11 protein-coding genes are annotated in these 10,860 nt (G+C 60.1%); 1 reads left to right on the forward strand and 10 read right to left on the reverse strand.

The window, feature by feature from the left end; translation table 11 throughout:
* Positions 1–72 precede the first annotated feature (72 nt).
* Positions 73–1,161 carry a saccharopine dehydrogenase family protein gene (locus NJLHNGOC_RS07420; RefSeq protein WP_113595866.1) on the reverse strand — a complete coding sequence of 363 codons (1,089 nt, stop codon included), beginning with the start codon at positions 1,159–1,161 and terminating at the stop codon, positions 73–75.
* Between the two features lie 115 nt (positions 1,162–1,276).
* Here NJLHNGOC_RS07420 and NJLHNGOC_RS07425 point away from each other — a divergent pair, with 115 nt between their 5' ends.
* Positions 1,277–1,759: an Lrp/AsnC family transcriptional regulator gene (locus NJLHNGOC_RS07425; RefSeq protein ID WP_239021396.1), complete on the forward strand. Its 483-nt coding sequence runs from the start codon at positions 1,277–1,279 to the stop codon at positions 1,757–1,759.
* A 10-nt stretch (positions 1,760–1,769) separates the two neighbouring features.
* Here the strand turns inward: NJLHNGOC_RS07425 and NJLHNGOC_RS07430 are convergent, their stop codons facing one another.
* The 9 genes from NJLHNGOC_RS07430 to NJLHNGOC_RS07465 all read right to left on the reverse strand — a co-directional run bounded on the left by NJLHNGOC_RS07430 (position 1,770) and on the right by NJLHNGOC_RS07465 (position 10,799).
* Positions 1,770–3,152 (reverse strand): glucoamylase family protein, encoded by a 1,383-nt coding sequence (locus tag NJLHNGOC_RS07430; protein WP_113595867.1) that lies wholly within the window; start codon positions 3,150–3,152, stop codon positions 1,770–1,772.
* Positions 3,153–3,374: 222 nt separating this feature from the next.
* Positions 3,375–3,800, reverse strand: a complete 426-nt coding sequence (locus NJLHNGOC_RS07435) for a DOPA 4,5-dioxygenase family protein (protein WP_113595812.1) — start codon at positions 3,798–3,800, stop codon at positions 3,375–3,377.
* 265 nt (positions 3,801–4,065) lie between these two features.
* Positions 4,066–4,242: a hypothetical protein gene (locus tag NJLHNGOC_RS15900; RefSeq protein WP_165837876.1), complete on the reverse strand. Its 177-nt coding sequence runs from the start codon at positions 4,240–4,242 to the stop codon at positions 4,066–4,068.
* 9 nt (positions 4,243–4,251) lie between these two features.
* Positions 4,252–4,443, reverse strand: a complete 192-nt coding sequence (locus NJLHNGOC_RS07440; protein WP_113595813.1) for a hypothetical protein — start codon at positions 4,441–4,443, stop codon at positions 4,252–4,254.
* A gap of 370 nt (positions 4,444–4,813) precedes the next feature.
* A complete protein-coding gene (locus NJLHNGOC_RS07445) occupies positions 4,814–6,136 on the reverse strand; it encodes a cytochrome c (protein ID WP_113595814.1) in 1,323 nt (440 codons plus the stop codon).
* The gene (locus NJLHNGOC_RS07450) at positions 6,129–7,766 is read right to left on the reverse strand and encodes a GMC family oxidoreductase (RefSeq protein ID WP_113595815.1); all 1,638 of its coding nucleotides are present in this window, start codon (positions 7,764–7,766) and stop codon (positions 6,129–6,131) included. Before NJLHNGOC_RS07450 ends, NJLHNGOC_RS07445 begins: the two co-directional genes overlap by 8 nt.
* A 20-nt stretch (positions 7,767–7,786) precedes the next feature.
* Positions 7,787–8,395 (reverse strand): sorbitol dehydrogenase family protein, encoded by a 609-nt coding sequence (locus NJLHNGOC_RS07455; RefSeq protein WP_113595816.1) that lies wholly within the window; start codon positions 8,393–8,395, stop codon positions 7,787–7,789.
* Between the two features lie 364 nt (positions 8,396–8,759).
* Entirely contained in the window at positions 8,760–9,146 is a 387-nt protein-coding gene (hpxZ, locus tag NJLHNGOC_RS07460) for an oxalurate catabolism protein HpxZ (RefSeq protein WP_113595868.1), read from the reverse strand.
* 267 nt (positions 9,147–9,413) lie between these two features.
* The gene (locus tag NJLHNGOC_RS07465) at positions 9,414–10,799 is read right to left on the reverse strand and encodes an alpha-keto acid decarboxylase family protein (protein WP_456306356.1); all 1,386 of its coding nucleotides are present in this window, start codon (positions 10,797–10,799) and stop codon (positions 9,414–9,416) included.
* Positions 10,800–10,860: the final 61 nt, after the last annotated feature.

Genomic DNA, 10,860 nt, shown 5'->3' on the forward strand with positions numbered 1-10,860 from the left:
CCCGGTTCAATATGGCGGGAAGAAGTGGGCAGCGGGATGCGTCCGCTGCCCGGGGCAAGGCATCAGTGTCTGTTACTGCCTGCCGTCCTGGTAGAATTTTCCAAACCGGTTCTCCAGGAACTGCGACAGGGCGATATCTTCCTGAAGCACCAGCCCGGACGTCGGTATCTTGCCTTCCGCCAGCAGGTCGAGCACGGCGCAGATCGCGCCCGCCGTCGTGATCTGGATGCCGGTGCGCGGACGGCCATTGACGGTTGCGCCATGAATCGCACGCACGAACGTTTCCTGCGTCAGGCGTCCATCGCGCTGCCCCGACACGGTGATCAGGATGACGATGACATCCTGCGTCGTCACGGGCAGGGCATGTTCGAATATCGACTTGATGACATCGCGGCGTTCCGCCAGACGAAGGTCATTCAGCAGCACCTTCATGATCGCGGCATGACCCGGATAGCGGATCGTGCGGTAATTCAGTTCCCGCACCCGTCCGTCATAGGTATCGCACAGCGATCCCAGCCCGCCGGAGGTATTGAAAGCTTCATAGGTCACGCCATCGATGGTGACGGTTTCCAGGCCTTCCAGCGCGGGCACCAGCCGACGCTTGCCCCCGACGATGGCCTCGCAGGGTTCGATATATTCGTTGATGACGCCATCCGTGCTCCACGTCAGGTTGTAGCCCAGCGCGTTGGTGGAATATTCCGGCAGGGCCCCGACACGCAGCTGGATCGTATCCACGCTGTCGAAACGGCGCGCGATGTCGTGCGCGACGATGGAAACGGCGCCCGGCGCCAGTCCGCACTGCGGGATAAATGCCACGGTGGGCGCAGTGGCGGACAGTTCACGCACGACCTTGGTGCTGGCCACATCTTCCGTCAGGTCGAGGTAGTTGACACCCGCGGCCGCGGCCGCGCTGGCGATGGTGGTGGTCAGGTGGAAAGGGGCGGCCGAAAGGACGGCGAAACAGCCCTTGAGAAGGCCCGGCAGGACGTCAGGCGTACTCAGGTCGGCGGTGACGCGATTGACCGAGTCCGGCACGTCCGCGCCCGCGAGGGTGTTCGCATCGCGATCGGTCAGCGTAACGGCGTAATCGCCCGTGCTGGCAAGAAAATCTGCAATGGTGGACCCGATGTTCCCGGCTCCGATAACAAGTATTTTCCGCATGACCATCCTCGGCATGATTGTGGGATCAGACCCATTGATCAGACAAAGCCCGGATGTCGGCAGCAAGCCGAGGATAGACGGCAGATAGGGCTTTTATTTCGGCATAATGTTGACCATGATCGGCACTATGCACATCGACGCCACCGATCGCCTGATTCTGTCCCTGCTGGAGGAAAATGCCCGCATGTCCACGGCGGAACTGGCCCGTCGTGGCGGCCTGTCGCGCACGACCGTGCAGAGCCGGATCGAAAGGCTGGAGCGTGGCGGCGCGATTGCGGGATATGCGGTGGTGATGGGGGCGGCAGCGCGGGATGCGATCCGGGCGCATGTGATGATTACGCTCACGCCCCGTCATGTTGCATCGGTGGAAGACGCATTGCGGCAGTTTCCGGAAATCCGTGAACTGCATGCTGTCAGCGGGCATGTGGACATGATCGCCGTGGTCGGCGCCCAGACGACGGAGGCGATCAATGACGCCATCGACCGGATCGGCATGCTGCAGGGGGTGGACCGCACGAATTCGGTTATCGTGCTGTCCACGCGTATCGCACGTCAGGGACCGGCCGCAGGTTCCCTGACGCGACATCGGGCAAGGTAGCCATCCGTGCTCAGCGCAGGGGCATGGCCTGCGCAACCCTGGCGGGGGCAGGGGAATTCGACAGCCATCCGCCCTGGAATCCCGCGCGCTGCAGGCCGGTGCGGATATAGGGATTGCGCTTCATGACGTTCCACACCAGTCCCGTGCGCCAGTTTTCGATCATCAGCAGGATCGGCCCCTGATCGATCCCCAGATATTCATTATCTGACCAGAACGACTTCCCATCCCGGAAACTGGGATTGAAGGCATCCACGAAACCGTATTTCCCATAAATTCTGCTGCCGTAACGGGCCTTCATGTCATGAAGGGTCGGCAGCACGATTTCGGGCGCAAAGGCAATGGAACCGACGGCGGCGGTCGGGGCGATGGTCCCATCATCCTGTGTATAGTCGCGTCCCGCCCCCCGCGCGGAATAGGACAGGAAATGCCGGGCCTGCCCATCCATCTGCTGCGTGGTTTCGCCCGGCCCGTCACAGGCCGTCAGCCCCCACATGGTCGGCCCGTAATCCCGCCATTTTCCCGGATTGGCAATGGCATAGGCACGTTGCGCATAAACTGCGCGGCGGCTGTTTTCGAAATAATCGATCTGTTTCTGATGCGCCCAGTCATCCTGTATGCCACGGAAATCGATCCATGCGTGGCTGTACTGATGACCGAACAGGGGGGCGAAATTGAGGAAGGTCTGTCCATAATAATCGCCCCAGCGGCGGTCATTGGTGGCAAGCCACGCCTGCCATGACGTCGGTTCCAGCGAGAAGGTGGGCGACCCCAGCCCGAGGATATAGGCCATCATCCCCTCGCTATAACCTTCCCAGTAGCTGGCGATGAACTGGTGTTCGGGGCTCCATCCCATGCTGAGCCGGTTGTCGGGGCGACGTATCCACCGCCAGTTGACCCGCCTGTAAAGCTGATCGGACAGGTCGCGGATTTCGCGTTCCTGTGGCGTGTCGCGGTCATAGAAGGACTGTGAAAACAGGACGCCCTGCATCAGCAGCGCCGTATCGATGCTTGAAAGCTCGATATCGTGGTTCAGCCGCAGCCCGTCCGACTTCCTGAGGAAATGATAATACAGGCCCTGATAACCCGTTGCGTTGTCTTCGCTATCGTTTTGTGGAGAGCGCAGCAGATAGCGCAGGGTGGAAATGGTGCGCGCCACGGCCTGGTCGCGGGTGATGTACCCGCGTGTTGCCCCGATGCCATAGGCCGTCAGCCCGAAACCGATCGAGGCCACGCTCGCCTGCGTCTGAGCCGAAGGATACCGGTCGGGAACCAGGCCGGACGCCGGATCGGCGGCATCCCAGAACCACTGAAACGTCCGGTGTTCCAGATCATCAATCAGCGCCGCGTCGGTCGCTGTCGCAACCGGCATGTTGTGCGATGTGCTGGATTTCATGCCCTCCGCGTCGAGGGCATGGGCAGGAACCGGCAGGGCAGACAGCAGTGCGAGGGAAAGGAATGCCGATATGAACGAGGGGATGGTACGCCGTTGATCCGTTTTCGGACAAAGCAATGTCTTGTCTCCCGGCCTTTGATTCGCCGGTATTTATGGCGGGTTGTCCGGTTCGATGGCAATCCCGTTATGGTTTCTTTCAGGAACTGTTACAAAAGATGCAAATCAGGGCGCGGGGGGCAGGTCCGGCGTCGTATTCGCGGGACCTGCCATATCGGCATGTGCCTGCGTTTCGGGCAGACGATCGGCAAGCAGGGCGATGGGCGCGCCAAGCCACAGGCTGTCCTCGATATGGTCGCGACGGGGATGGGTGGTATTGGGATGCACAAGGATGCTGAGGCCGTTGCGATTCAGCATGAGCCACGGCACGAGCGTCGCGAACATGGAGGTTTCAAAGGCGACCTGAAACATGCTGGCGCAATGCGGCCCCACCGGCATTTCGTGAACGCGTCCCAGCCTGACGGAAAAACGCCGTCCCAGCGCCGCCCGTAGCGCAAGCGCGTGAGATGCCGTGGCAGGCGAGAAATAGACATGTGCGTGATAGCTGGCGATTTCATCAGGGGACCTGAGCGGGAAGCTGGTATCGGGCATGCTTGTCGTTCCTGCGCCATCGTCGTGGCCCATTCCATCTTCTGGCCTTCGGCGTGGTGGATGAAAACCATATATCGAGGTCAATATAACAGGGCATGCTTGCCAGCACGACAGGCATGCGCAAGATGTTGTGATCGCGTCGGGGAACCGGCGCACCATAACCGGAGGTCACGCCATGCGGCATCATTCTGTCCAGCTTGCAGTTCCACTGGCGCTTTTCCTGATGGGAACGGCCATCGTGTCCACATCGGCATGCGCGGCAGGTTCACCTTACATTCAGTTGGCCCAATGGGGCGGAGGACCGCAGCAGCAGCAGCAACAGATGCAGCAGATGCAGGAACAGTTCCGGCAGCAGCGCGAACAGCTTCGTCAGCAGCGTGAACAGATGCGTCAGCAGGCGGAACAGCAGCGCCAGCAGATGGAAGATCAGTATCGTCAGCAACAGGACCAGCTACGCCAGCAGGCAGACCAGATGCACGGTCAGCCCAACGCCGGGTTCCAGTTGCAGCAGCGCCAGCAGCAGATCGAAATGCAGCGTCAGCAACAGATGCAGCAGTTGCAGCAACAGCAGCAGCAACAGCAGATGCAACTGCGCCAGCAGGCCGAACAGATGCGTCAGCAGCAGATGCAACAGATGCAGCAACTGGGCGGACAGGGATGGAACGGGCAGCAGTGGAACAATCAGGAATGGGGGAACTGGTAAATCGCCGGTTCTATTCCTGTAACGAAAGACCTGTCTGCTGATCGGTCGGTCAGTGTGTTGTCAGGGATGGGGGTGTTTGAAAATAATCCATGAGGAAAGTTTTTTGGTTCTGATTTTTTTGGAAAAGGCATTGTTCTTCGAAGCGTTTTGAAAAAAGCTTCACAAAAAACTTTCTTATGACTGCAGAAAATATTGTGGGGAGCTGGTTTCCAGCTCAGCCTGCGAAAAGAGCCACAAAAAAGAACGCCATATCCGCATAAGGTGAAATACCGTAACGGATATGGCGGTCATGCTGGATATTACGAAATAATCAGGGGGTCTTGGCGATATCCTTGCGCAGCTTTGCGACCTGTTCAGGCGTTGCCGCATGATCGCCACTGCCAAAGGTTGTCATGACGTAATTGGCGACGCTTGCGATTTCATTATCGCTCAGGCGCTGCACATCCGAATCATGATCGAAGCCCGGCATATGGACATGCTGCCCATCCGCGGTCCTGTCCACGCCGTTCAGGATCGTCATGATCAGGTTGTCCGGACGTCCCGCCCCGGTAACGGAATTATGGAACAGGGAGGGCGCATAATGATCGCTGGTTCCCGCGCCATTGGGGCCGTGGCATGCCGCGCAGTTCGCATCATAGATATACTGCCCGCTCATTTCCGACAGGTCGTCAATTCGGGTCAGATCGCCGCTGCGCACATCGGCAGCCTCGACCGGCTGGCCAAAGCTTTCACGCGGCTTATGCTCGGCGCTGTCTTCCTTCGCGGGGACCTGAAGGATGTAGGCCGCCAGCGCATGCAGATCCTCGTCGGTCAGGTGGCTGGTGCTGTGTTCAACCGCTTCGCCCATCGGTCCGGCGGCCTGGCTCAGCCCGTCTACGTGACCGGTGTGAAGATACTGCACGAGGGTATCCTCGCTCCAGTTCCCGATCCCGCTTGTCTTGCTTGACGTGATGTTGGGCGCATACCAGCCGACCAGCGGTGCGCCGGCAAGATAACTGTCCTGTTCCTCGCTCAGCATCATGTTGCGCGGGGTATGGCAGGTGCCGCAATGTTCAAGGGCATTCGCAAGGTAACGACCCCGACGCAGCTTGTCGAACGTGGCCGAATCCCCGCTTTCCGGCGGGGTGTTGCTCGCCAGCATGTTCCATGCCGCCATGGCGACGCGCATGTTGGCGGGAAAATTGAGCGAGGTCGTCGGCGGGGTGACCGCAACCGGCTTTACGCCGTGCATGAACCACGCATAAAGCGCCTTGACGTCCCCATCCGTCAGCCCGGAATAGGACACATACGGCATGGCGGGATAGAGGTGGCTGCCATCGCGGCGGATGCCCTGACGCAGGCTCTTTTCAAAATCCTCTTCCGTGTATTTGCCAATCCCGTGGTCGGGATCGGGTGTGATGTTGGTGGAAACCACATCGCCCATCGGGGTGGCGATTTTCAGGCCCCCCGCGAAGGGCTTGCCACCCGGTGCCGTATGACAGGCCACGCAGTCACCCGCGGTGGCCAGATACTCGCCACGTGCCAGAAGATCCGCCGGGGCGTTATCGGCGTGGGCCGAAGATGCCGGCAGCGAAGCGAAAGCGGTTCCCGCGGCCAGAACGGACCACAGGATATTGCGCGTGATATCAGGCATGGACGAGTTCTTTTTTCAACGTATCGGCGACACGCAGTGCAAGTGCTGCCACCGTCAGGGTAATATTGCCGGTTCCGACCGAAGAGAAGACCGACGAACTCGCCATGAACAGGTTTTCGTGGTCATGGGTGCGGCAGAACCCGTCGACCACGGAATCCTTGGGATCGGTTCCCATGATTGTGCTGCCCGCGGGATGATCCTGGGGGAAGTAACCGGGCGTCCACTGTTCGTCCGTGCCGTGCATCAGGCCGATCAGTTCACGGAACATGCCACGGGTATGTTCGCAGCTTTTGACGGTATATTCAGGAAGCTTGTAATAGACCTCGGGATGCGGGATCCCCAGGACATCCTTGTGCGTCTGGCTCAGCGTCAGGCGGTTTTCAGGGTCGGCAATCCCTTCGTTATGACTGAAGAGACGCACGGTATGGGAGGCGAGATAACGGATCTGCTCCTCCAGTTCGCGCCCGACATAGCCCTTTGAAATCGCAAGCGCCGTGGCAAGGTCAACCTGATTGTCATCCACCATGTGCACCAGATAGGCACCGCGGGTGGTGCGCCAGTCGCCATCGCGGAAATTGTCGATGACGTTGGTTTCCAGCGGGCCACGGCCCGGCCACAATGCCTTGTCCCCGCTGATGAAGCTGACCTGGACGCCGGTATGGTCCATCATGTTGCGCCCGACATGGCCGGAACTGTTGGCGATGCCATCGGGGCTCTGGTCATCAGCGGAAACCAGCAGAAGTTTCGCGGTTTCGATGCAGTGCGCCGCGATGACGAAATACTTGCCCGTGACGCGATGGCTACCCTTGTCCGGATCATAGTAATGGACGGCCGTCACGCGCTTGTTGGCGCTGTCGCGTTCGATCCTGTACACCACCGCGTTGGGCACGAACTTCGCGCCTGCCGCTTCGGCGTGATAAACGGAATAGCTGCCGTTATACATGGCCCCGATGGGACAGATCGGCATGCAGTTGTTATGCCCCTCGCACGTCGGGCGACTGTCATACGGGCGTGTATTGCGGGCCTGCGGCTCGTGCACCACCCGCCACGGGGTCTTTTCACTGATCAGCTGGCGGAACTGCCGCGCGGCATAGGAAATCGGCAGTGCTTCCATGGGATAGGGCTGCTTGCGCGGCGATCCCAGATCCTCCACGGACGGATCGGGTCCGCATACGCCCATCATGACCTCGGCCTGATAGTAGAAGGGCTCGAGGTCATCGTATTTGAGGGCCCAGTCACGTCCCTGTCCGTAACGGGTCTTCAGCTCGAAATCGGAGGGGAGGTAGCGCCACGCGCACCCGGCCCAATGCCACGTCGTGCCCCCCATCATGCGCAGATACACCTGCTGATAGGCCTCGGCATCGGGGCCGGTGGTATGGAGGTATTCGTTCGGCGTGATCTGGTTGGGGGGATGGATGGCCCACGGGACGGAGGGGAATGGCCCCTGATACGAAGGCTTGTTTTCCAGATTGCGGAAATTTTCCACGAAATGTTGCCGATCGACCCGGGGGCCAGCCTCCAGCACGATCACGGAAATGCCGGCACGGGCCAGTTCATTGGCGATGGAACTGCCAGCGACGCCGGAGCCGACGATCACGACATCCGCGGAGAGGGATTGTTCGGAAGACATGGATAAGGACGCTCCGGCTGTCAGGTGGGTTCCACGACGAATGTGGAGGGCGAAAGGGCGGGCTCGCCGGTCGGGAGCGCCACTTCCGGCGGGGTCTTGGTCCAGTAGAACGGACCACCGCTGGCATAGGTCTTGGGATAGACGGCGTCTTTCGTGATGTCGAACATCAGCGCGGAGCGGTAGACGACCACCTTGTGATCCGCGAGGCCGCGATACCAGCCGGTCATGATGTCATGAATGGCGTCCTTCAGCCCCGGATCGGCCTGTTCGGCGGCGCGCGCCAGTTCGCGCGCGCTGGTGAAGCTGTTTTTCGTCATCAGTTCATGCAGCTGATTGACCTGGTCACGCCGCGTGGGAACCGCATGGACAATGCCCATGAACAGTGCATGCCCGATCCTGGGGTCCAGCGTGTCGCGATCCGTCAGGCGCTGCGACACGGTCATGAATGTGGCGATATCCGCGTCGTCGGGCGTGGCGGCGAAAACATTGCCGACACCGGAGGCCAGCGCGGCCCCCATGCCTGCAAGCAGGACATCGCGCCGTGACATCCGCATCAGCCGGTTCAGGCGCGCGCTGTTGGGGGTGGAAAGATGAATGTCAGCAGGAAAACAGCGCTGGTCTGTAGCCATGTAGCGTCGCCTCTCGAGGACGTTTGGTCCAGCCGGAAATGCCGGGTCATGGCATGGCCGTACGGAGTGTAGTTAAATTAGCGATAACGCCATTCCGTTCGCTCCGGCAACCTTTGACCTACTCGTCTTTGGAATGGCTGCCTCGCAGGACTTGGATGAAATAGGTGAAATACAGGGCGCGGATAAAAGGAAAAAATAGCAGGAAACGTGGGCTCAGGCCCATTTCCCGCAACGTGAAGGCAAGAAGATTTCACGTCGAACGAAAATATGACATCTTGTTTCTGCGAAAGATGCATGCGTGATGCTGGTTTCGTTGCACGATGTGGATGATTTCATTCGTGCAGGCCGCGCCATGACTGTGTGGTCAGGAAATGTCCGCCATCAGCGAAACATGTGCCGCGATAACTTTCCATCCATCCGCCGTGCGGATCCATGTCTGGCTCTGCCGTCCGATACGGGTGCTTCCGGCGCGCTGGAATTCCAGGTCAACCGTTCCCACATCCGGCCCGATCGCCGTAATGACACGCCGCAATACGGTGCGTGGTGGCGATCCGCCAGTCCGGGCGCGGCGGAAGGCAGCGATTTCATCCGCCCCGTACAGGTTTTCGCCCACCCCGTACCGGACGGTTTCGGGGCCGTCATAAAACAGACGGTCAAGGGTTTCGAGACGGTTTTCCCCGAGTGCCGTTTCATACCGGTCCGACATCGCGGTGATTTCGCTGACAATCGCGGGGTCATTCAGAACTGGCACGGATTTGTCTTTCGATCGCGGGAAACGGGCGATCACGCGAAATGACCGGACGACACGGGATCGGCCCTGTCAGCCTATTGCCAGAAGCCGCGCCCGATTGTCCAGTGTCAGGACCGTGAGGCACGCAATTATGCCAGTATCGATTGTGCCAGTAATCAGTCGGGTTTCAGGAGATGAGAAGAAAAGAGGATCCATTTCCTCCTTTCTTCTCTTGCTCAGACTGTGGAAAATGCAAATGGCAGTATCATCCGGATGGATGGGCTGCTTTTATTCTCCGTTCCTGGGGGGACGTGCATTTGCGGTGGCGACACGCCGTCCCCATGAAATCAGTTCACTGGTACAGTCATCGCGGTCGATCTGACATTCGATCAGGGTGGGGCCTTCATGATTGGCCAGTGCGGTGGCGATTGCCGCCGCCAGTTCGCCGCCCGTGCGCGCGCACAGACCGCGTCCCTTGCCGTCCTCCGCGTTGAAGACCTCCATCAGGCCGGCATAGTCCCAGTTCTTGATATTGTTGTACGGACCATCGTGAATTTCGACCTCGATCGTATATCCCCTGTTGTTGACAAGGAAAATTATGATCGGAAGCTTCAGCCGCACCATCTGCGCCACTTCCTGTGCCGTCAGCTGGAACGACCCGTCACCCACCATCGTGATGATCCGGCGTTCCGGTGCCGCGACCGCGTAACCGAATGTCGCGGGGATGGACCAGCCGATATGGCCCCACTGCATCTCCAGCTCCACGCGCGCCCCCTGTGGCAGCGTCATGCGCATGACGTTAAACCAGGAATCCCCGGTTTCGGCCAGAACGGTGGTCCGGGGTGTCAGCAGCGCCGAAATCTGGCGCGCCATTTCCGCGCGGACCAGCTTTGCCTTTGGATCGGCGGGGGGCAGGGGGGCGGGTTCGCGCGCAATGCGCCTGTATTCGACCAGTGTCGCCGGACGGCTGACCTCTCCCCTGATGCGCGCCGTCAGTGCCTGGAGATAGTCGCGAAGATGAATGCCGTCGAAGCTGCTGTTGCCCACCGTCACCTGGTGTGTATCGGCCAGCAGCACGTTCTCGCCCCTTGGCCATGCCGTCCAGCCGGCAGTGGAATAGTCGTTGAAGACAGGGGCAAGGGCGATGATGCCGTTGGACCAGTCCATCACCTCCCGCACGCCGGCGCTGCTGGCATCGCCCCAGAACGTACCGATATAATGGGGGTCATTTTCAGGATAAAAGCTTTTTGCCGCTGCCATGGTCGCGACCGCGCATCCCAGCGTCGTGCCCAGCTGCCGTGCCTCATCCTCGGCCCTTGCCGCGCGCAGCCTGCTTCCGACCAGCAGGGATACCTTTTCGCGCGTCCGAAGGAATTCGACCGTTGCGCTGACAGCCGCCTCCAGCGTGTCGGGATCGCTGGGGATATCATGCATCAGGGCACTGACCGGGCCGGGCGCGGCACAGGGGGCCGCGGAAATATTGCACGCGATTTCGATATAGGCCGGCTTCTTTTCACGCAGCGCGGTGCGGATCGCATGATCGATCAGCGCCGGCGCCTCGGTCGCGGACGTGATGGAGACGGCAGCACAGGTCAGGCGTTTCGCGATTTCCAGCTGGTAGGAATAATCCGGCGTGCCGATCGTGTGGTGCAGGATNATGCCCGCTGCCGACATCGTTGGAATTGGGCGCGCCTGAAATCAGGATGACCGGCAGGTTTTCGGCATAGGCCCCGCC

The organism is Novacetimonas cocois (assembly GCF_003311635.1).
Lineage (GTDB): Bacteria > Pseudomonadota > Alphaproteobacteria > Acetobacterales > Acetobacteraceae > Novacetimonas > Novacetimonas cocois.

What these genes read in the sequence shown, in the direction of transcription:
- NJLHNGOC_RS07425 (WP_239021396.1), top strand. Translation starts at nt 1,277, where the DNA reads ATGATCGGCACTATGCACATCGACGCCACCGATCGCCTGATTCTGTCC.
- NJLHNGOC_RS07430 (WP_113595867.1), bottom strand. Translation starts at nt 3,152, where the DNA reads ATGAAATCCAGCACATCGCACAACATGCCGGTTGCGACAGCGACCGAC.
- NJLHNGOC_RS07435 (WP_113595812.1), bottom strand. Translation starts at nt 3,800, where the DNA reads ATGCCCGATACCAGCTTCCCGCTCAGGTCCCCTGATGAAATCGCCAGC.
- NJLHNGOC_RS07420 (WP_113595866.1), bottom strand. Translation starts at nt 1,161, where the DNA reads ATGCGGAAAATACTTGTTATCGGAGCCGGGAACATCGGGTCCACCATT.
- NJLHNGOC_RS07455 (WP_113595816.1), bottom strand. Translation starts at nt 8,395, where the DNA reads ATGGCTACAGACCAGCGCTGTTTTCCTGCTGACATTCATCTTTCCACC.
- NJLHNGOC_RS07445 (WP_113595814.1), bottom strand. Translation starts at nt 6,136, where the DNA reads ATGCCTGATATCACGCGCAATATCCTGTGGTCCGTTCTGGCCGCGGGA.
- NJLHNGOC_RS07450 (WP_113595815.1), bottom strand. Translation starts at nt 7,766, where the DNA reads ATGTCTTCCGAACAATCCCTCTCCGCGGATGTCGTGATCGTCGGCTCC.